This is a genomic window from Odoribacter sp. Z80 (assembly GCF_009935865.1).
In the GTDB taxonomy this organism is placed as follows: Bacteria; Bacteroidota; Bacteroidia; order Bacteroidales; family Marinifilaceae; genus Odoribacter.
The window spans coordinates 314,358-337,084 of the sequence record NZ_QWEL01000003.1; the positions used below are offsets into that span (position 1 = coordinate 314,358).

General features: G+C 35.2%; 20 protein-coding genes. 5 read left to right on the forward strand and 15 right to left on the reverse strand.

Translation table 11 applies throughout. From position 1 onward, the window contains the following. Positions 1-5 precede the first annotated feature (5 nt). From D1136_RS04875 to D1136_RS04890, 4 genes are all read left to right on the forward strand, one after another. Positions 6-767: a uroporphyrinogen-III synthase gene (locus D1136_RS04875; protein WP_161876503.1), complete on the forward strand. Its 762-nt coding sequence runs from the start codon at positions 6-8 to the stop codon at positions 765-767. A 62-nt stretch (positions 768-829) separates the two neighbouring features. Beyond that, a complete protein-coding gene (gene rnpA, locus D1136_RS04880; RefSeq protein ID WP_161876504.1) occupies positions 830-1,213 on the forward strand; it encodes a ribonuclease P protein component in 384 nt (127 codons plus the stop codon). Between the two features lie 10 nt (positions 1,214-1,223). Continuing rightward, positions 1,224-1,454 carry a membrane protein insertion efficiency factor YidD gene (yidD, locus tag D1136_RS04885; protein ID WP_161876505.1) on the forward strand — a complete coding sequence of 77 codons (231 nt, stop codon included), beginning with the start codon at positions 1,224-1,226 and terminating at the stop codon, positions 1,452-1,454. Between the two features lie 122 nt (positions 1,455-1,576). Then, complete coding sequence (locus D1136_RS04890; protein WP_161876506.1) at positions 1,577-3,223, forward strand: S41 family peptidase; 1,647 nt, start codon at positions 1,577-1,579, stop codon at positions 3,221-3,223. A gap of 104 nt (positions 3,224-3,327) precedes the next feature. Here D1136_RS04890 and uvrC read toward each other — a convergent pair whose 3' ends face one another. The 15 genes from uvrC to argR form a co-directional block, all read right to left on the reverse strand. Then, positions 3,328-5,136, reverse strand: coding sequence for an excinuclease ABC subunit UvrC (uvrC, locus tag D1136_RS04895; RefSeq protein ID WP_161876538.1), 1,809 nt, complete (start codon positions 5,134-5,136; stop codon positions 3,328-3,330). Positions 5,137-5,152: 16 nt separating this feature from the next. After that, positions 5,153-6,781: an adenine deaminase gene (gene ade, locus D1136_RS04900; protein WP_161876507.1), complete on the reverse strand. Its 1,629-nt coding sequence runs from the start codon at positions 6,779-6,781 to the stop codon at positions 5,153-5,155. A 119-nt stretch (positions 6,782-6,900) separates the two neighbouring features. After that, positions 6,901-8,784 (reverse strand): tRNA uridine-5-carboxymethylaminomethyl(34) synthesis enzyme MnmG, encoded by a 1,884-nt coding sequence (gene mnmG / locus D1136_RS04905; RefSeq protein WP_370461312.1) that lies wholly within the window; start codon positions 8,782-8,784, stop codon positions 6,901-6,903. 1 nt (position 8,785) lies between these two features. Then, on the reverse strand, positions 8,786-9,217 hold the full coding sequence (gene ybeY / locus D1136_RS04910) for an rRNA maturation RNase YbeY (protein ID WP_161876508.1): 432 nt from the start codon (positions 9,215-9,217) through the stop codon (positions 8,786-8,788). A gap of 26 nt (positions 9,218-9,243) precedes the next feature. Further along, positions 9,244-9,642 (reverse strand): ATP-binding protein, encoded by a 399-nt coding sequence (locus D1136_RS04915; RefSeq protein WP_161876509.1) that lies wholly within the window; start codon positions 9,640-9,642, stop codon positions 9,244-9,246. After that, positions 9,635-12,943, reverse strand: a complete 3,309-nt coding sequence (locus D1136_RS04920; RefSeq protein ID WP_161876510.1) for a DUF4175 family protein — start codon at positions 12,941-12,943, stop codon at positions 9,635-9,637. Before D1136_RS04920 ends, D1136_RS04915 begins: the two co-directional genes overlap by 8 nt. A gap of 2 nt (positions 12,944-12,945) precedes the next feature. Next, positions 12,946-14,133, reverse strand: a complete 1,188-nt coding sequence (locus tag D1136_RS04925; RefSeq protein ID WP_161876511.1) for a murein hydrolase activator EnvC — start codon at positions 14,131-14,133, stop codon at positions 12,946-12,948. A 3-nt stretch (positions 14,134-14,136) separates the two neighbouring features. After that, positions 14,137-14,991 (reverse strand): DUF4292 domain-containing protein, encoded by an 855-nt coding sequence (locus D1136_RS04930; protein WP_161876512.1) that lies wholly within the window; start codon positions 14,989-14,991, stop codon positions 14,137-14,139. Between the two features lie 11 nt (positions 14,992-15,002). Then, positions 15,003-16,727, reverse strand: a complete 1,725-nt coding sequence (locus D1136_RS04935) for a tetratricopeptide repeat protein (RefSeq protein ID WP_161876513.1) — start codon at positions 16,725-16,727, stop codon at positions 15,003-15,005. A gap of 21 nt (positions 16,728-16,748) precedes the next feature. Continuing rightward, a complete protein-coding gene (gene dut, locus D1136_RS04940; protein WP_161876514.1) occupies positions 16,749-17,183 on the reverse strand; it encodes a dUTP diphosphatase in 435 nt (144 codons plus the stop codon). A gap of 619 nt (positions 17,184-17,802) precedes the next feature. Then, on the reverse strand, positions 17,803-18,291 hold the full coding sequence (gene rfaE2, locus D1136_RS04945) for a D-glycero-beta-D-manno-heptose 1-phosphate adenylyltransferase (RefSeq protein WP_161876515.1): 489 nt from the start codon (positions 18,289-18,291) through the stop codon (positions 17,803-17,805). 11 nt (positions 18,292-18,302) lie between these two features. Beyond that, on the reverse strand, positions 18,303-18,653 hold the full coding sequence (gene panD / locus D1136_RS04950) for an aspartate 1-decarboxylase (RefSeq protein WP_161876516.1): 351 nt from the start codon (positions 18,651-18,653) through the stop codon (positions 18,303-18,305). A 31-nt stretch (positions 18,654-18,684) separates the two neighbouring features. Continuing rightward, the gene (gene panC, locus D1136_RS04955) at positions 18,685-19,524 is read right to left on the reverse strand and encodes a pantoate--beta-alanine ligase (protein WP_161876517.1); all 840 of its coding nucleotides are present in this window, start codon (positions 19,522-19,524) and stop codon (positions 18,685-18,687) included. 614 nt (positions 19,525-20,138) lie between these two features. After that, on the reverse strand, positions 20,139-20,426 hold the full coding sequence (locus D1136_RS04960; RefSeq protein ID WP_161876518.1) for a helix-turn-helix domain-containing protein: 288 nt from the start codon (positions 20,424-20,426) through the stop codon (positions 20,139-20,141). A 497-nt stretch (positions 20,427-20,923) separates the two neighbouring features. Continuing rightward, on the reverse strand, positions 20,924-21,403 hold the full coding sequence (gene argR, locus D1136_RS04965) for an arginine repressor (RefSeq protein WP_161876519.1): 480 nt from the start codon (positions 21,401-21,403) through the stop codon (positions 20,924-20,926). A 196-nt stretch (positions 21,404-21,599) separates the two neighbouring features. On the opposite strand from argR, the gene carA reads away from it, so the two are divergent. Next, on the forward strand, positions 21,600-22,685 hold the full coding sequence (gene carA, locus D1136_RS04970; RefSeq protein WP_161876520.1) for a glutamine-hydrolyzing carbamoyl-phosphate synthase small subunit: 1,086 nt from the start codon (positions 21,600-21,602) through the stop codon (positions 22,683-22,685). Positions 22,686-22,727 lie beyond the last annotated feature (42 nt).

A 22,727-nucleotide genomic window follows, 5' to 3' on the forward strand; every position in this document is an offset into this window, starting at 1 on the left:
CTGCTTTGAAGATAAAAAAGATACTCGTATCTCAACCCCAACCGGCAACAGAAAAATCTCCTTATTCTGAATTAGCGGAAAAATATGGTGTAAAATTAGAATTTCGTCCTTTCATTAAAATAGAAGGAGTTGCAGCGAAAGAATTCAGGCAGGAACGGATCAATATCCTGGACCATACTGCTATCATTTTTACCAGCCGGACTGCTATTGATCATTTCTTTCGTATTTGCAGTGAAATGAGAATTACCGTTCCGGATACGATGAAATACTTTTGTATATCAGAAGCCACTGCTTTTTATCTTCAAAAATATATTGTATACCGGAAAAGAAAAATTTTCTACGGAGACAAAAAAATGGATGATATGACTAAAATTCTCTTGAAACATAAAACCGAGAATTTTTTAGTTCCCCTTTCCGACATTCATAAAGAAAATATTCCAGGTTTACTCGACCAACTGAACCTGAAATATACCAAGGCTATTTTATACAAAACAGTAGCCAGCGACTTGAGCGATATCAAAAACCTGAAAGAATACGATATTATAGCATTCTATACTCCTTCCGGCATTAAATCACTGTTCCAGAATTTCCCTGATTTTGTGCAGGACACAACCGTCATAGCGGCATTCGGACCAGCAACAGCCATAGCAGTAGAAGAAGCCGGATTGAGATTGGATATAAAAGCTCCAACACCTCAATGCCCTTCAATGACTATGGCCATCGAAGAGTTTATCAAGCGTTTCAACAAAGAAAATAAAAATAAATAACTTACTTTAATATAAAACTCTGGAGCCAGATCCTGACTTCAGAGTTTTATGTTTTTATTCTCATGTATTCACTAAGCAAACCGGAACGTCTGTGTAGTAAAACACTGCTCGAAGAATTGCTGGCTTCAGAGTGTAGCTTTGTGAAATATCCTTTCCGGGTCATTTTAAAAGATTCTTCCTTCCCCGGTGAATTTCCTGCCCGCATAGCCATTAGCGTCAGCAAAAAAAAGTTCAAAAGAGCTGTAAAACGAAATTACATCAAAAGAATAACCCGCGAAGCTTACCGATTGAATAAGCCTGATTTTTACATGAGTCTGCCATCGGGAACAACCCTGGACATTTTATTTATCTACCTGGACAACCATTTGTTCAGTTATTCTAAAATAGAAAAAGCCATGAAAAATATTCTGGAAAAGATTCCACATTATCTTCCTCAGGCGACTTAACCATATGATGATGTATTATTTAAAACGCCTTTTGAGCTTTATTTTTCTGGGCCTTATTAAATTTTATCAACACAGTATTTCTCCTTTAAAACCTCCGACCTGCAGGTACACTCCCACTTGCTCCCACTATGCAGTAGAAGCCATTCAAAAATACGGACCGTTAAAAGGTTTATGGCTGGCCGTTAAACGGCTTTTACGCTGTCATCCCTGGGGAGGACATGGTTATGACCCGGTTCCTTAAAAAGATTCAATGCCTCTTAAGGTTTTACTAAATCTATCAAACCGTTTCCAAATCTCAATTATAAATTGTAATTTCGTTAATCAAAATATTAAAACGTATAGAAACCAGTAATGTAAAAATAAATGAAGACAAAGAAAATTTTAGTCATTGGCTTGGCAGTCCTCGCTATCACCTGTGGATTAACAGCGCTGAAAAATGATGATAAAAGTTTTGAAACCAGCAAACACCTGAACATTTATGCCACTCTCCTCAGAGATGTTAACATGTTCTATGTTGACGAAATCAACCCTGGAGATTTAGTCACTACAAGCATCCATTCCATGTTAAAATCCCTTGACCCTTATACGGTTTATTATCCGGAATCTGAAATGGAAGATGTCAAACTCATGACCACCGGAGAATATGCAGGTATTGGTTCTGTTATTAGTCAAAAAGGAGAAAATATCATCATTCGTGAACCTTACAAAAATTCTCCGGCTGCTAAAGCAGGTCTGCTCCCCGGCGATATTATACTGACCATAGACGGAAATTCCGTAAAAGGGAAAAAAATAGATGATGTCAGCGCTATGCTCAAAGGACAACCCGGAAAAGAAATTACCATTAAAGTTAAACGGGAATATCAGGACAAACCTTTGGAGAAAAAAGCCATCCGGGAGAAAATACAACTTCCGAGCGTTCCTTATTTCGGTATGGTAAATGACAGTATCGGCTATATTTACCTGACCAGTTTTACCGACAAGGCCGCTGCAGATGTCAGAAAAGGCATTATTGAATTAAAAAATAAAGGAGCAAAAGCCATGATTCTCGACTTGAGAGGCAACTCAGGAGGATTACTGGACCAGGCCGTAGAAATCGTAAATTATTTTGTTCCCAAAGATTCAAAAGTAGTCAGCACCAAAGGAAAAATGAAGCAATGGGATAAAGAATATAATGCAGATAAAAATCCTATCGCTCCGGATATGCCGTTGGCTGTACTGATTGACCGGGGCTCGGCCTCCGCCTCAGAAATTGTTTCCGGAGCCCTGCAAGACCTCGATAGGGCCGTTTTAATCGGCGAACGTTCCTTTGGCAAGGGTCTGGTTCAAACCGTAAGGGATCTGGCCTATAACACGAAATTAAAAGTTACTACGGCTAAATATTATATCCCCAGCGGTAGATGTATTCAAGCCTTAGACTACTCTCACCGGAATCCGGATGGCAGTGTAGGTAAAGTGCCGGATTCCCTCATCACAGCTTATACAACTAAAAACGGAAGAAAAGTATACGATGGAGGAGGTATTACCCCGGACATTAAAATAGAGGAACCAGAATTTGCAAACATTACGAAACAGTTGGTAATCAAAGATATTACATTTGATTTTATTAATGACTATGCACTTCGTCACCCCGAAATCGCTCCCATCGGACAATTTCAAATAACCGACGAAATTTACGATGAATTTAAAACCTATCTGAAAAATAAAAATTTCAGCTATGAAACCGAATCCCAAAAGATGTTGGAAAAACTAATCAATACTGCTAAAAACGAAAAGTATTATGACAGCTCCAAAGAAGAAATCGAAAAGCTGAAAAAAGAATTTACCCATTCCATAGACCGTGACATGTCTTTATTCAAAGAAGAAATATCCCAATTCCTTGCAGAACAATTCATTCAGCGCTATTATTTCTTAGAAGGAGTCATAGAATATAAAGTTAAACATGACGAAGAGATAAATAAAGCAGTATCTATTCTATCCGATAAATCAGCATATGATAATATGTTGAAATAAATTTTAAATAATACCTCAAAAAGCCCTAAAATAGATCTATTTTAGGGCTTTTTAGTATAGCGTTCGGAGATGACAAGCCATTAAAGCGCTGACAGGCATCCCAGTCATTCTACAGAACCATGGAAATAATTATAAACCAACTCAGCTCTTTTCGTACCTATAATCTTTGCCAATTCCGGAATAGATTGTTTCATGATATTTTCTACTGACTTAAATTCCTGTAAAAGAGATATTTCAGTATTATTACCTATGCCTTTAATTTGAGAAATCACACTGTTAATTTGATTTTTTTCTCTCAATCTGCGATGAAAAGTAATACCAAAACGATGGGCTTCGTCGCGTATATGCATTAAAGTCTTCAATGCCACTGAATTTTTAGCCAAGAGATAAGGTTGCTGATCTTCCGGAAAATAAATTTCCTCCATTTGTTTAGCTAATCCCAAAATAGATACTTTACCATACAAGCCCAATTTTTTCAAGCTATTGACAGCAGAATGCAATTGTCCCTTCCCGCCGTCAATCACAATCAAATTGGTCAACTCCAACCCTTCATCCAATACTCTCCGGTATCGTCTGTAAATGATTTCCTCCATAGAAGCAAAATCATCAGCTCCAATCACTGTCTTCACGTGGAACTTCCGGTATTCCCTTTTCGCCGGTTTTCCATCCAGAAAAACCACACAGGAAGCAACCGGATTAGTTCCCTGAATATTCGAATTATCAAAACACTCAATTCGGTGAGGCAATTCTGGTAATTTCAGCTCTAACTTAATGGTTTTCAGTAAATTAAATGTATTATTCTCCTTTGTTTTAGTAGAGCGTTGCCGTTCCCGATCCAAACGAAAATAAGAAGCATTTCTTTCTGATAACTCCAGCAACTGTTTTTTATCACCACGTTGAGGAACTACATAATCAATCCCTTCCAATTGAATATCCGGATAAAACGGCACAATGATTTCTTTTGAATGGCTATCCATCATTTGCCGGATTTCATAAATAGCAAAAGCCAGCAAAGATTCTTTTTCTTCTTCTATCTTTTTTTCCAGTTCGACCGTATGTACCTGAACCACTGCTCCGTGTAAAATACGCAAATAATTAATATAAGCATATTTTTCATCTTCAGTATAAGAAAATACATCTGTATCACTTATCGTCGTGCGTACAATGGTTGATTTAGCCTGATAGTTTTTAACTGCCTGCAAAGCCTCTTTCATCAAATTGGCCTCTTCAAATTTTAAAGAATTGGCATAAAAAATCATTTTTGCCGTCATTGCTTCAATCACAGAAGATAAATTTCCCTTCAGAATATTTCGGATCTGAACAATGTACTCATCGTATTCAAGTTGCCCTATTCTTCCTACACAGGGTGCCTTACAATTCCCGATATGATATTCCAGGCAAACTTTAAATTTACCTACCTGAATTGCTTTCTCATTCAAAGCCAGGTTACATGTCCGCAATTTAAATAAGGATTTAATCAAATTAATCAATACATGGGCAAACTTCCCGGAAGTATAAGGTCCAAAATATTCAGAGCCGTCACGAATATAGCGGCGGGTAATAAAAACCCTGGGAAAAGGCTCTTTCTTGATACAAATCCAAGGATAACTTTTATCGTCTTTCAATAAAATATTATACTTGGGTTTATACTTTTTAATCAGATTATTCTCCAATAAAAGCGCATCCTGCTCACTGTTTACCACAATATATCGTAAATCAGCTATTTTATTGACCAATAAATGGGTTTTACTGGATTGATTACTTTTATTTAAATATGATAATACTCTTTTTTTCAGATTTTTAGCCTTACCTATATATATTATCACTCCCGAACTATCAAAGTATTGATAAACTCCGGGGTTATCAGGCAATTCATTTACTTTCTTTCTTAGGTATTCATCATAAAGGGCCATATCAGAACATAAATCATTATTCAGAAATAAAATTAAACCTACTAAATTCAAATAATCCCCTTTCGCCTATCTTTAACTCAGGAATAACAATGAGAGCCATAAAAGACAAAGTCATAAACGGTGATTCAAGCGGGCATCCCATCTGCTTCAAACGATTCTGAATTTTTTTCCATTGCTCTGCAATTTCTATCCCTCCTTTATTTGTCATAATTCCTCCTATAGGTAAAGGTAATATTTCTTTTTCTCCTTTATCTGCTATACAAATACCTCCTTTTTGGAGAATAATCGTATTTACTGCATCGAGCAAATCAGAATCATTTGTTCCAACAGCAATTATATTATGAGAATCATGGGAAATACTACTGGCCATCGCTCCTCTTTTTAAACCCATACCATGAATAAAAGCTATTTGAGGCTGTTTATTTTCATATCTGTTTATATAGATGATCTTTAGTATATCCTTTTTTGTATCAGATTGAAAATTCTCATAAGAAGAGATCGGAAAAACGATTTTCTCCGTAATTAACTCATTCGGGAGGACCTTCATACAAACTAATTCTTTTTCATTTACCTTTTTCTGTATCTGGGAAGCCGTAATCATGTCATGATGAAAACAATTTAAATTTTCGCATATTAAATTTTCTGTATTACTCTCCGGAAATGGAGACTGTATATTGAAATTTTCTTTGCCATTTACATAAACTGACAAGACTTCAAACGATTTTAAATCCCGAAATATAACGAAATCAGCTGCATTTCCCACTTGTAGACTTCCGACTTTTAACTGATAATGCTCAATAGGATTTAAACAAGCTATCTTTAAAACATCAAACAAATCATACCCATCTGAAATAGCTCTTCTTACTATTTTATCAATATGGCCAAATTCTAATAAATTATCCGGATGAGAGTCATCTGTACAGAACATAACATCGTTAGGATAGAGAGCTATTAACTCTTTTAAGGCTTCATAATTTCTGGCAGCACTTCCTTCCCGAATCAACACTTTCATTCCGTACTGAATTTTCTCTTTCGCTTCTTCTATTGTAGTACATTCATGGTCTGTCGTGATTCCGGCAGATATATACTTTTTCAAATGATCACCTCTCAAAGCGGGAGCATGACCATCAACAGGCAGATGATATTCTTGAGCAAGCCGAATTTTTCGTATGACCTCCGGATCATCAAAAATAACTCCCGGTACATTCATCATTTCCGAAAGTCCTACAAAAGAATGATCCTTCAATAATCCTTCAACATCGGAAGAAGTAATCTGAGCTCCTGTCGCATCAAAAGAAGATGATGGCACGCAAGAAGGAATGGTGAAAAATATTTTTAGAAGGGAATTTTTACTGTGTTCTATCATGAATTCTATTCCTTGCCTACCCAAGACATTAGCTATTTCATGCGGATCTGTAATGACAGAGACAGTCCCCTTTTGTATAACTATTTTAGAAAACTCTTCAGGCAATAACATAGAGCTTTCAATATGCACATGGGCATCTATGAATCCAGGAGAAATAAAACTATCGTAGATGTTGCTATTTTCTTCTATAGATTGAATGATTCCTCCTTCAACATTAATCACACCCGGATATATTTTGCGATTTACAACATCTACAATATTTCCTTCTATACGTGTCATGCCATCAGATTTTTTTTGTGAAAAATAAATTAACCTCAAAAGAGGTCTTCGCAACATATTGAATGTTCCACGTGAAACAATGTTAATTCATTTGAAAGAAAAATAGCAATAAATGCAGATTATCTCCCCATCAAAATCAAAAGAACATTTATATCAGCGGGAGAAACACCACTTATACGTGAAGCCTGCCCTATAGTTCGGGGCTGTATTTTCGATAATTTTTGCCGAGCTTCTATAGAAAGATTTGTTAGCTCTTCATAATTAAATTTCCCCGCTATAACCAAATTCTCCAAACGGGAAAGTTTATCAGCTAACACCCGTTCACGCTCTATATATCCCGAATATTTTATACAAATTTCAGCAGCTTCTAAAATTTCCAAACGAATTTTATTCTCTTCAATAAAACCATTTAAAACAGGAAGCAAATCCCTCAATTGCTGAAGAGTTACTAAAGGTCGATTAAGAACCTCTATCAATTTCATTCCCTGACGCAAAGGTGTCAATTGCAAAGAAACTAACAGAGGATTTACTACCTCAGCTTTAACACTACAATTCCTTATAAAATCAATTAAACTATCTCTTAGTTTTAATTTATCTAAATAAATATTATGTCTATTTCTATTAACTAATCCTATTTTAAATCCTATGGGAGTCAAGCGCATATCTGCATCATCCTGACGAAGTAAAATACGATATTCGGCCCGGGAAGTAAACATTCTATAAGGTTCATCTACTCCCTTCGTCACCAAATCATCTATTAAAACCCCGATATAGGCTTCATCTCTGCCCAATATAAACTCCTCTTCATCCCTGACAGAAAGGTGGGCATTAATCCCAGCCATTAACCCTTGAGCAGCGGCTTCTTCATAACCGGTCGTTCCATTGATTTGTCCCGCAAAATAAAGCCCCTTAATTTGTTTGGTCTCTAAAGTATGATAAAGCTGGGTCGGCGGAAAATAATCGTATTCAATAGCATAACCCGGCCTGTAAATTCTAACATTCTCAAACCCCTCTATGCATCGCAACCCCTTTAATTGTACTTCCCAAGGCAAAGAAGAAGAAAAGCCATTCAGATAATACTCCGTAGTATGTTCTCCTTCCGGTTCCAAAAATAAATGATGGCTTGTGCGTTCAGCAAAGGTATGTAGTTTTGTTTCAATACTGGGACAATAACGGGGCCCTATGCTCTGAATCGTACCATTGAACAACGGACTGTCTTCAAAACCTTCTCTCAAAACTGCATGGACTCTTTCGTTGGTATAAGCCATATAACAGGGCCGGTGAACCAGATTATTCGTATAATCAAAATGAATAAAAGAAAACCGATGAAAATCATTTTCACCATCCTGAACAGTCAATTTAGAAAAGTCAATACTTCGTCCGTCAATACGAACAGGTGTACCGGTCTTCATGCGCCCTGTTTCAAATCCTAAATTCTTCAATTGGGCCGTAATACCATAAGATGCAGGTTCTGAAATCCTGCCCCCCGGAAAACTTACGCGCCCGATATGCATCAAACCATTCAAAAAGGTACCGTTAGTCAATATCACCCGCTTTGCCCGGAAAACTGCTCCAAAAGAAGTCTTTACTCCTTTCACCTGTTGTCCTTCTATAAGAAGTTCCGTCACATCATCCTGCCACATATCCAACCCTTCAGTATGCTCCAGAATATGACGCCAGTTTGAAGAAAACTGCATCCGGTCGCATTGGGCACGAGGACTCCACATCGCAGGTCCCTTGGATAAATTCAACATCCTGAATTGAATAGAACTCTGGTCTGTCACAATTCCACTCATTCCACCCAAAGCATCTATTTCCCTTACAATTTGCCCTTTGGCAATACCTCCGATAGCCGGATTACATGACATCTGCGCTATCTTATTCATATCCAAAGTAATCAACAAAGTATGGGAACCCAAATGAGCAGCAGCACAAGCAGCTTCACAACCGGCATGTCCCGCCCCTACAACAATTACATCATAATCAGGTAACAGATTTGCCATTTTAAGCGATTTTAAGAAGATCTAAGCATATATTTTCATTCAAACGCATTTCCTTACTGTCCGCATCCGTTTTATCCTTAAAACCGATTAAATGAAGTACGGAATGGCAAAGTACCCTATAAAATTCATTTTCAAACGTAGTAGCAAACATCATTGAATTGGAATGGACCGTGTCAAGACTAATAAAAACATCTCCGGACAAAACATCTCCTTCTACATAATCAAAAGTAATGACATCCGTATAATAATCATGTTTCAGATATTGTCTGTTTACAGAAAGGATATATTCATCATCACAAAAAATAAAATTTATTGTTCCGAGTGATTTGTGATAATAACCCGCTATTCTTTCCAGCCATTTGCAAATAAATACATCCGAAAAAAAAGAAGGATATTCTACGTTGCCTTCTTTAAAGAACAATATCTCTTTCATATCAACTTAGCACACAATTAATTACTTTATAAATCAAAAATCAACGTTACTGAAGCACCGTTATTTTCAAAAATCAGATTATCCGACAAAGTATGCATAAGATAAAGTCCATGACCACACACTTTATTTAAATCGTTCGGTAAAGTAGGATCAGGAATATTCGTATAATCAAATCCTTCTCCTTCATCTTTTACAGTTACCCTAAATTGATTTTCCAACTTTTCAGCACTCACTATTACCATTTTATCCGGATCCCGTTTATTTCCCGATAAAATAGCATTATTTACAGCCTCAATCACTGATAAACTAATCCTCCCAAACAATTCATCAGACAATTGAAAATAGCTTACAAATTTCTCTATGAAATTTTCAATTTTTACAATATTGCAAATTTCAGAAGATACCGAAATTTCTAATTTATTCATTACCAAGCTTTATATAATAATTATTATAGAGAATTTTAAAATAAGTATTTAATTTTAAATCGGTTTTTTGAAAATCAGTTTTTATCAAAGTATTCTTTTTTCTGTTATGAAAGAAAATCTCAGGACGCTCATAAAGAAAATCTTTTGCCGTTTCCGCCCTTCTTTTCTCTTCATATTCCTCTTTCTCTTTGGAAGCTTTTTCAGACATTAACAATTTATTAAATATCTGGTTGTTCCGTTCAATCAAACGGCCTGATAAAGAGTAATTGGCAATATCACGGATATTTTCTTCCAATAATTGATTAATTTCATTCAATAATTGTTTTTCCTGATTAGACATAGAACCGGACCGTGAAATAAAGTCATTCAGACTTTTTCTGAAAAGTTCGTTCTGTCTGATTATATTACTGATTCCTTCCTGTAAAGGTTTTCCTTTCTCTCCTTTTTTCATCCGGGAAATAAGCTCCTGAAGTTGATTCTTCAAGCCATTCTGACTGTCTTTTAAACGGTCGTAGCCCTCCGAAGGATTTTCTTTTCCATTGCCTTTTTTCTGTTTACCCCCCTGGCCATTCTTATTACTTGATGGCTCTTGCCGGGCTTTTTGTAAAGCATCGGTCAGAGTTAAAGCCATGTCATTCAAATAAGTAACAATATATTGCTGCTCCCTGGCCAAATCACTCCGTTTGTTATCCTGTATATACTGAGGTAGTAAATTGAATTTAACTTCAATATCATAAAATTTCTGGCTTAATAAAGAAGCCAGTGATAAATTCGACTTCGCCAATTCAGATAAACTATCTTTTACAATTTTATATTCCTGACGCTTTAAATCCTGTAACCGCCCCAATTCATTATATTTTAAACTCTGGGACTCAACCTCCGGAAATTGTTTTAATAAATCCTCCTGGGTCAATGAAATGATTAAAATATTTTGAATGATGAGTTCAACCTGGTTTTCAGGCAAAGATTTATCCATAAAATTTTGATTCTTTTGCTGTTCCAGTTTCTCAGAAAGATTTTCCATATCTTTCCGGATCTCTTCCGATAAATCTTTATTTTTTTTATGGTCTGCAACATTTTGATGTTGTTCATCCAGTTTCCGGTCCAAATCTCCGAATTCTTTTTTTAAATCATTCAGAGAATAAGGTTCATCCAATTCCTGATTTTGCTTTAACAAATGCTCATAATTCTCCTTTATCTTATTCAAGTCGTTTTGAAGTGATTTGCCGGCATGCGACAAAGAGTCCCGGGAAACGGATTTATCCTGGGTCATCTCTTCCCATTTTTTCTGGGCAACTTTTAATTGATTTAACTGTTGAGAAATCAAATCATGCTGTTCTTCTATCTGAAAACGTTTCAACAATTCAATATTACGGTCTAATTTTTCACTCATCTGGTCAAAGGACAACTTCATTTTTTCATCCATATTTTTGAACTTCTCCTTTGAAAATTCTTCAGACAATTCAGAAAACTCTTTTAACAGATTTTTCATTTCATCATCCATAATCTTGTCCAGCAAATCCTGAATCTGCTGTTGTTTCTCAAGTAATACACTATCTTGTCCTGTAAAACTCGTATTTAAATCAGATTTTTTCCAATTTTCTTCTTTAACGGTATTCAGTAATTTTTCCAGTTTATTCTTTTTCTCTATGATATCTTTGGCCATTTGCTGCTTTTCCCAACCTTCTTCATTATCTTCTAACATTTTCCTTTGTAAATCCTTTACTCCCTTCACAATTTCCTGGGCCAATTGCTTCGCTTCATTCAAAGCTGAATTAGTGGAAACATTAGCTTCCGTATTGTAATCAAATATCGTATTCAGGTCAGGTATCTCATAGGTTTTATGCTCAGAACGGGTACTTTTCGGACCGGATATATTATCATTATCAAATATTTCAAAAAAATAGGACACCTCGGATTTATCCATCCCGCCAAATTCAGCAAAATCAAAACTGAAATAAAATTCCTGAGTATTCGTATTTTTAGCTATATTTATCGGAACGACAGTGTATGCCGCATGGTGAACGGAATAATTGAACCGAAGATCGGTAAATCCGTAATCATCTGTAATCACTCCGTAAAAGTAATGCAGAGAACTACGCATAGAATCCTGAACTTCGGTCACTTGAATACCCGGATATAAATCCGGTATACAAACTACATTGAAACTAAGCAGACTTTTTCTCTTAAAATGAACGTTAGAACCATATAAAGTATATTCCCCCGATTGGCGAACATTCAGGGAAAAATCGGCCGAAGAACGATTCTTCAAAGAAAGAGAAAAATTCCGTCCTTTCCCCTCCAGATAAAGAGAATCCAAATCAGCACAATTCAACTCAAATTTCAGGGTAGATCCAAAAAGAACCCTGAAATCCACAATATTTTTCAAGATTTCAGACCGAAGAGCCGTATAAGCTGGAGGAGTATAAATAACTTTATAATCAGTAATAACAGGAGTGGGAAGAACTTTAATTTCATACGTTTCACTCTGTTGCTCAAGGGCTTTGAAACAAAATTTCAAATCATTGTTCAGCACCTCAAAGGAATAAACAAAAACAGAATCTTGCCTGGTCATCAAAAATTCACCCCCACCCAGACAAATAAAAACATGTTCCACTTCTTGATTTTCACTCTGTACCTGAAGTTTTAAAGAGATACCTTTTCCGTACTCCACTTCCAAATTTTCATTCTGTAAAATAAATTGAACATGACGAGGCGGAATACCAGGTGACTCATAATTCCGTAAACTATCAAATTGGGCAGTAAGAAATGAAAAATGAAAAAAAACAAGAATAAGTATTCCGATAAAAAAAAACAAACTCCGCCGGAAAAGCTTACCCGGAAATTTCAAAAATATACCCTGTTTTCCTAAAGAATCATATTTCTGTATGAAAGCTGCTTCCTTCAATTGCTCGTTTCCGGGAAAATCATCTTTGTGAAATGCCAGATGATAAACAGAAATTAAAATATCCGATTTTGTTATTAAATAATGCTTTAACTGACGAAGTAATGCATCATTTCTAAAATCAGACGATTTAAAATAAAGGTAAACAGGATAAATGATAAAATACAAACACCCGGCAATGATGCAAAGAAGCAATGAATAAAACGCCACAGCCTTGGCCACAACAGACAAAGGAAATAAAAAAGTGATGTGACGATAAAGAAACAGAAAAACAAAAAGAAATAGAAATAAATATACACTGCCTTTCATCAGGTTACAAAGCAGCACTTTCAACCTGAAAACATTCAATATATCTTTTAATTTTTTTCTTAACGTATAATATTCAGAGTCCATCATTATTATTTAGCTAACCACAATTCAGGATCTAAACGGACATTGTCTTTTAAAATCTGAAAATTTAACACACTTCCTTTTTCTTCATCATATGCGATTTTACCTAAAATATCTTTCGTGTTGACAACATCATTTTTCTTTACTTTCAATTCCACTATATTCGGGTAAACCGTGGAATAACTGCCGTGACGAATAACAACTATATTATGTAATCCGGAAAGATAGCCTATATCCGAAACAACTCCTTTAAAAACAGCCCGGACCTCGGCATTTTTAGAAGTAGTAATATTTACTCCCTGGTTGGAAATCATAACATATTTATGAACGGGATGGACTCTTACACCAAATTTTTCAGATATAAAACCCTCAGCAACGGGCCAAGGCAATTTTCCTTTATTTTTCACAAAATCGTCCGATAATAATTTTTCTTCCGGCGTCAATTTATAAACAGAGGAAGTACTTCCGGATTTTTTTGTTTGTCGTGCCAGCAATTTATTCAATTCTTTATCCAATTTTTTCCGGTTGTCCATTTCAACCTGCAACTTTTTCCGTACTTCCTTCTCTTTTTTCTGTAACTGAGTCATGTACTGATTTTCCTTGACTTGTTCAGATTCCAACTCCTGGTTTCTATGATTAATCGTATTTGCTACGGCATCTTTCTGGACCAATAAATCTTTCAAGTTCTGGTTTCTTCTGTTTAACGAATCATTTACTTGCCGGATTAAATGAAGCTGACGTTTGGAATACTCCTGGATTTGTTGAAAATATTTAAAACGGTTATAGGCCTGATTAAAATCGGACGAAGAAAAAATAAACATGAGTTTATCAACCTTATTCCTTTTTTTCCAACTTCCATAAACCAATTTGGCATAAAGGTCAAGCATTGCTTCCCTTTCACTCTCTAATTCACTGATTCTCTTTTCATTTCCGGCTATATTACCCTGGAGATACTTCATTTCCTGATTTAAAACAGAAAGTAATTTTCTACTTTCTACAATTTTCTGTCGCAAAATATTCAATTTCTCTGTGGAAACCGATTTATTACTCATCGCTTCTTTCAGCAATTTATTCAAATACACTATTTCCTTTTCACTTTTTTCTTTTTGTTTCTTAATAGAATTGATAGATTGAGCGAAAATTCCGGTACTCAATAAAAACAATAAAAATAATATACTGAATAATCTGAAAATCATGAACTATTGTATCAATTTATATTTCGATGAAATTTTAAAATTAGATTCTACCGGCACGTCAAATTCTACTTTTTGAAATTGTACCTTCACATTTGTATGCTCCCGATCTGCATTAAGCCGGAATTCTATTTTCTCTGGTAATATTTTGCCCGAAAAATCTTTAAAATGACTGTATTCCACTGCTACTTCCATATCTTCATCAACATCTTCTATGGATACCCTTACCGGTCGGAAGAATTGCGGATCAATCAAAATTTTCTGCAAAATCAATACAAAATCTTTGTTTTTTCTTTTTTTCTTGTACAATTTTCTAATTTTCCGACTTAAAGCTCTTTCCTCCAGGGAAGATAATTCATATCCTTCAACTGTACGAGCTAATCTATACTTTTTGCTTTTCTCTAATCCACTACAACTTTCAAAATTAAAAAAAGTATTTGTCAATATATCCTGAATACAATTATAGCCTAACCGAACATCATATTTTTCATTGAAAAACTCATAATCGGTCATAAAATATTTTTTGTGATATACATCCGCAAATTTAATACTATCCAAAGTCAGCAATACGCGGGCTACTTCTATGCCCAGAGGAGCAGTGACGGATATCTGTATAAAACTGTCCCTTTGTATCTTCATGGAAGCTTTAAAACCGTTTGAACCTCCTTTATGTTCAAGTGAAACGTCCATCCGCTTCACAAACAAAGTATTATAGTCTAACTCACCGGTTTCAATATTCTTAAATAATTTGTTTTCAGTAAGAAGAGGAATTTCTTTTTTCTCGGCCAATTTTATCGTAGTGCAGCACGAAGTCACTACGACACACAGTAAACCCAATAAAAAAATATAACTATACTTCATTTTCAATACACTTACTCAGGCAAAGTACCTGTCTCTATTTTTAGCCTTAATTCCTCCGATTTTTCTTCCAGATTGTCCCAGGCTTTCTTCCACATTTCCAACGCCTTCTCTTTTTCTCCTACCCGGTACAAAATATCTCCGTAGTGTTCAAATAACACCCCGGAAGGTTCTTCACTTCCCTCTATTGCCAGGCCCATATAAAATTTAGCCTGGGAATAATCTCCTCTTTTATACAATACCCATGCATAAGTATCTAAATAAGTCGGATTATTTTTCTCCAGTTCCACAGTTCTGAAACTCATCTGTTCAGCTTTATTCAGATTTTCTCCTCTTAATGCCAAATAGTAAGCATAATTATTTAACGTAAGAACATTATTCGGATCTAACTTTAAAACTTCATCGAACATGTCAAATGCACGCTGTGTACTATCCAAACGATAATAACAATCACCCAAATAAGAATAAAACTGAACTTTCAATGCTATTTTGTCATCCGTCAATTCTACTCCTTTTTGCAAATAAGGAACAGCTTCTTTAAATTTATCCTGCATCATAAGAGAGACTCCCGCCAAAGCATAAGGTAAAGGTTGCTCAGGGAAATATTTGATTGTCTCTATACTCCTGCTCAGCATACAATTGGTATCGGACATTTCATTACATAACAAAAGTAATCCTTCCCAAATCAAATAGTTATTTTTCTCTTTAGAAAGAATGTATTCCAATTCTTCTTTTGCTTCCGGAAATTTTTTATCTTTTTTCAGAAAATCCGAATGCAAAGCCCTTACAGATAAATCATCACTGTATTTTTGCATCATTAAATCCATATAGGAATCCAGTTCCGAATCAGAAACCAATGTGGTATCCGGATTTAAAATCAATTTTAAAATATACTGAATTTTATAGCCATTTTCTATACCATCGCTCAACAAAGCACTACGGGTATGCTTATCTGCCGATTCCCTCTGTTTTTTATCCCTGTAATAATCTGCCAGATAAAAATGAACATATCCGTTATCCGGATCAGACTTCAAAAGCCGGTCCAAAATCTGTAATCCCTTCTTATCCTGATTATAATTAAAATAAAGTTCGGCCAAAAGACTGAGATATTCACTCTTATCCGGAAATTTCCGAATCAGCTTTAACAACTCGTTCGAAGCTTTCTTAACATCGTTTAGTTTAGTATATAATTTAATTTTTTCAATAGAAACAGGTTCTGTAATACCATATTGATTTTCATAACGGTCATATACTTCTATCGCCTTTTGCCATTTTTCCACAGAAGTATATAAACCAGCCTCCAAAATGTAAAACTGTTCTTTATTCGGATATTTAGAGATAATTTCGGCATATACATTGCAAGCTTCTTCAATCATGGACTTTTTTTGCAATATATTGGCCAATAATATTTTATACCATATATTATCCGGATTACCAGATACAGCTTCCCGGGTTAACTGAAGAGCTCCGTTATAGTCTTCATTCAAGACTAATAAAGTAGCTATTTCATATTTTACTACCGGACTTGCAGGTAATATTTTCAGACAATTATCAAACCATTCCAAAGCAGCACGATAATCTCCTGTTATCTTACTCCGAACACCTTCCATAAAAGAATAGTCAAATTCCAACCTGCTTTCTTCACTCAATTCCTTCACATTCTCCGTCTTCTTTTTCTGATCGGCAAAAACTTCCGGAACCAAAAAGAAAACAAATACCAGAACAATCCATTTTTTCATATAACTATTCTCTTTCTTTAATTATTTTTTTCCCGTATGTCCAAATCCCCCTTTCCCTCTTTCGCTTTCCGATAATTCTTCCATTTCTATCCATTCAGCCTGTTCCACAGAATGAATAACCATCTGACAGATCCGTTCGCCATCCTCGATGGTAATCGGATCATTTGACAAATTTACTACAATTACTCCTAACTCCCCTCTATAATCGGAATCAATCGTTCCGGGACTATTTAATATGCCTAAACCTTCATTTAAAGCCAGACCACTTCTTGGACGTATCTGAGCTTCATATCCTTCGGGTAATTCTATAAACAATCCTGTAGGGATTAATTTTCTTTCTAAAGAGTGTAACGTCACCTTCTCTTCCAGATTAGCCCGAATATCCATACCTGCCGAAGCTTTTGTTTTATACTCAGGTAGCGGATGCTTAGACCGGTTTATTATTTTCACTTTCATAATACTATTTATTATAATCTTCAAACTTACTATTTTTTTATCCTCCCCAAAAAAGGGTATCGTTAAATTTTAATAAAGCAGTTGCAAAGTTACATCATCAGTTTTCAACAAACTCATATTTAATATTATATTTTTATTTATCTGTAAAAAAAGATGGTTATAATTATAAGGTGTCAGTATTATTTAAAACTGTTGGTTATTTTATTTGATTTTTATCTTATTAAATAGGGAGGAAATGTTATTAACAAGTACTTATATTGTATATACGATATAATCAGTAAATTATATAATTTATCAACAGTAGTGAGTAAGTTGGTATTTTGAAAAATAGTTGGTGAACGGATAGTGAAAAACAGTTAGTAATTTGTATAAAGATTTCCGAATAAAAAAGCATTGTTTTTTTTGAGAATCGAAATAAATTTAGAATACCTTGCCGGAATTCTTCTCCAAATTTTTAAAAGAATTTCTTTCATGAGTTTTCAACAATAGTTATTCAAGTTTCTAACATGTTTATTTGTATTCGGATGATCAGGCAGGTTTAAAAAGATGTAAATAAAAATCCGAAGAAAAATGTCTTCTCCGGATTTTTGAGATAATTTCTTTTAAGTACTGAAAGAATTCAGATCAGTTTGTTCAGAATGGAAGTTGTAGAATAACCTTGGGTTAAGTCTATCGTTACGATTTGCCCTCCTTTGGCCTTTACTATATCGTAACCGACAATATTTTCGGGTTTGTAATCACTTCCTTTGACTAAAATATCCGGTTGAATGAAACGGATAAGTTCGAGAGGTGTGTCTTCATCAAAAAAGATAATCCGGTCTGTGAAAATGAGGGACGCCAATACTATAGCTCTGGCGTCTTGGTTATTTATCGGTCGGTTTTCACCTTTTAAACGTTTTACGGACGAATCGGTATTCAGTCCTATAATTAGTTTGGTACCTAAAGCAGCTGCCTGGGCCAGATATTCTGTGTGTCCTCTGTGGAAAATGTCAAAACAACCGTTGGTAAAAACTATTTTTTCTCCTTTAAATTTCCATTGATTTAACGTGCTTTGAATAGTTTCTCTATCTTTCACTATTTTTTGATGGATGTAGGGAAGGTATTCCATGGTTTCAGAAGTTAAATCAACTGATTGGTAGTTGTATCCGGGAAAACTAAGGTAGGAGTGTGTTTTTTTGCTTCCTCAAAATCCATAGAAGCATAAGAAATGATGATTACTATATCCCCCACAGCACATTTCCTAGCGGCTGGTCCGTTCAGGCAGACTACCCCAGAGCCTCTTTCTCCTTTTATTACGTATGTCTCCAGTCTTTCTCCGTTGTTTACATTTACAATCTGAACCTTTTCGTTTTCGATTATATTGGCAGCTTCCATTAAAGCTACATCAATAGTGATACTGCCTACATATTGAAGATTAGCTTCGGTGACCGTTACTTTATGGATTTTCGATTTTACTACTTCTATAAACATGATTATAGTTTAAGATTTACTTCAGCACAGGTTAGAGCACAATATTATCAATTAATCTAATTTTGCCGGCATATACAGCTACACACACTACTTTATTTCCTTTTTCTTCCCATTCTTTTGTCACCTGAAGGGTCATTTCATCAACGATTTCAACATATTCTGTTTCCAGATAAGGATTATTATTAATTTCGTCACTTATCCATTGTTTAATTTCGCTAACGTTTTTTTGAGAGACTAATTCTTTTGCTTTCTTTAAAGTTGCATAAATATGAGGAGCGTTTTTCTTATGGTCTTCATCCAGCAACATATTTCTTGAACTTTTGGCTAATCCGTTTTCTTCACGGATGATAGGACAGGAAATGATTTCTATGTTATAATGCAATTGATGAACCATATTCCGAATGATGGCTATTTGTTGGAAATCTTTCATTCCGAAAAAAGCCTTATGCGGTTTGATAATATCGAAAAGCCGGCTTACGACTTGTCCTACTCCATTAAAATGTCCCGGTCTTTTAGCACCTTCCATCACTGTTTCCAAATAGCCAAAATCAAATTTTCGTGTGTCCGGTTCCGGATAAATTTCTTCAACGGAAGGAGCAAAAACAACATCACAATTCTCTGGTTTTAAAAGTTCCAGGTCTTTCTCTAAAGTTCTGGGATATCTTTTTAAATCTTCGGGATCATTAAACTGGGTGGGATTCACAAATATACTGACAACAGTAATATCACTTTGTTTTTTGCTTTCTTTTACCAACGAAAGATGGCCTTCATGTAAAGCACCCATAGTGGGTACAAATCCGATTTTTTTACCTTCTTTTTTATAATTTTCTAAAAGGCTAATCAGTTCATTTTTAGTGTTTAATACTTTCATGACACTTTATTAAAAATACGGGGTGCAAGTTTACGAACTATTTTTATAATTAAAAAACGAACACTCTTAAAATTTATATATGGAGGCTTTCCTCGTTTTTTTGAAAAAAAATGAAAAAAAGTATCTGTCAAAATTGGAATATAAAAATTAATTTGTACATTTGCAGAACAAAAGTAAGGCCAAAAGGCCGGAGTTCTTATAAATAACGTATTGGCGTTTGCTTATTTCCAAAGAAAACAAATTCTCACACTCAATGTTTATAATTGTTGGATTTAAGAGTGGTAACGCCTGCGCTGTGGATTCGTATATAAATGAAATATATATGAAAGCAACGCGGGCCTCCATTTTGACAATTATAGGTCGTGAGAAACCTGTTTTCTGCAAGATGGATAAGTCCGCGTGTTTTTTTTATGCGGGTTCTTTAAAATGAATTGGCGGGATTTCTTTGAAATTTTTCTGTTATCTGTTTTACTGAATAAATGCTATCGTGTTTTATTCTGGTGTACAACATCAAAGGTCAAAAAACGGTGTGCGTATGGTGGTAATTCAGTGCAGAAAGAGTTGTAGAAAAATTCTATCAATGTGCTTGGAGCTGTCCTTCGGGACAGCTTTTTTTATTTTTTTGGACGAGGATGTAATATTTTATATTCGGCAATACAGTTTTCCGGTAAGTGAGGAACCGGGAAGAAATCTGATACTGAACACTTTAATACTTTTGCAATTTCGTTCAAATGGTTAAAATTATATTTTGTTCCGTTTTTGGGATTTTCAACCAGACCAACAAAACTTTCTTCCAGACCTATCCGGATGGATAGGGTACGAGGTACTATATTCAAGGCTGTTCTTCTTTTTTTAACTTGTTCAATAACATACAATTCAATCGAAGTATTTTTTCTTTCCATATCCAAAAAAATTATTTTTAAATTAAAGGTTTTTGAAAAAACGCTTTGATGTGTTATAACTATACATTATATTTGTATGGCCTATATTTGATGTTCACATCTGCATCTTGCTTCAAATCACCACAGTTACTGTGGTTTTGAATTGTACGAGTAAGTATGACTGGAATGTTGTCTGAATAATGTAAATTCGGACAAAGAACTTATGCTTTTGAAAATATGACAAAATTGTAAGAAAATATCATGCCTGATTGATGATATTTTTTGAATAAGAAGTATATTTCAGCATATGGTCAGTTGGAGAAAGTGGACTTTAATTCGTCAAAATATACCGCCGAGTACTTTTATAAGCAGAAAATTGAATGGTCTGAAGAATGTTCATTCTGTTAAAATACATTCTCCTCCCCGAAAAGTGCCTTGACCGGAAAAGACAATATGATGTTGCTGACTCAAATCAGCAGAAATGAGGTTTACTTTAAATAAAGATATAACTCAAAAGATTATTTATATAAGGTGTGGATTGCCGGGTGTACGGATGTCAAAGCGTCGATCAATTCACTTCTGCTCACTCCTTCCCGCATGACTATAAAAATGGTATCATCTCCTGCAATAGTACCTAAAATTTCAAAGTAGTTTTCACTGTCAATCAATACAGTTACGGCATTGGCATAGCCGGGAAGAGTTTTGATCACTGCTATATTGCCAGAAAAATCAATGCTTAGAATAGTGTCCGTAATAATGGAAGATACTTTTTCTTCCCGTTGTTCATTTTGTATACTTTCAGGAATAACATAGACATATCCTTTTTCTTTATGAGGAATTTTGGCTACTTTCATGAATTTTAAATCCCGGGATAAAGTGCTTTGAGTTGCTTCCACATTCATTTCTTTTAGTCTGAATAGCAATTCTTCCTGGGAAGAAATCAATTCGGATTCTATCAATTTGCGGATAGTAAGCAATCTTTTTGTTTTATTCCTCATAATGATTTATATTACTTTGCAAATATAGAAACAATTGGAAGATAAAAAAAAGATTGGAAATCCATTTGTTTCTTTATAGTCTACATAAATATTTAAAATATATGCATGTATATTCTGAAAGGTTTGTACTTAGACAAAACTTTTATTACCTTTGCACCAATTTGGACGTTTGGTAAATCAGTTCACAAAAATAGATATGCAAAATTTAAAAAAAGCGCGTTTGGTTCTGCAGGATGGGACAATTTATGAAGGGACTTCTTTTGGTTATGAGAAGTCAGTTTCCGGGGAAGTCGTATTTTATACGGCAATGACAGGCTATCCGGAAAGTTTGACCGATCCCTCGTATAAAGGACAAATTTTAGTTCCCACCTATCCCATGATTGGTAATTATGGGGTGCCTATAGATGATGAAGAGCATGGCATTTCAAAATTCTTTGAATCGGATAAGATTCATTGTACGGCTTTAATTATTTCCGATTATTCGTTTGCATATAGTCATTGGAATTCGCAGAAAAGTCTCGGTCAATGGTTGAAAGAACAACAGGTACCGGGACTTTTTGGTATAGATACCCGTGCTCTCACTAAAAAATTGCGAGAACACGGTGCTATGTTGGGGAGAATAGAATTTGACAACATTTCTTTGCCTTTTTATGACCCCAATAAAGATAATATTGTGGCGGAAGTGTCTACTAAAGAGGTAGTAGAATACGGTCAGGGAAAATATAAAGTGGTTTTGGTGGACTGTGGGGTAAAATATAATATTCTTCGTTGTTTGCTTAAACGGGATGTAAGCATAAAGCGTGTACCCTGGAATTACGATTTTACCCGGGAAGAATGTGACGGTTATTTTCTTTCAAATGGTCCCGGTGACCCTGCTAAATGTGATGTGACTATTCAGCATATTAAAAAGATACTGGACGGTAATAAACCCATTATGGGTATTTGTCTGGGAAATCAGTTAATGGCCAGGGCTGCCGGTGCTGAGACTTATAAACTGAAATACGGTCATCGTAGCCATAACCAACCCGTGATGCAGCCTGGAAGCCATCGTTGTTATATCACTTCCCAGAATCATGGGTTTGCTATTGACGATAAAACTTTACCGGCAGAATGGGAAGCTCTTTTTGTAAATGTGAATGATGGTACTAATGAAGGAATACGGCATAAAACCAAACCTTTCTTTTCTGCCCAGTTTCATCCGGAGGCTTCCAGTGGGCCGGTGGACACAGAGTATTTGTTTGATATGTTTGTAAAAAACATGGAACAGGCAAAGCATAAGTAAAACTCAAAGGTAGAAAGCGACCGAAATTGTAAATCAAAAATT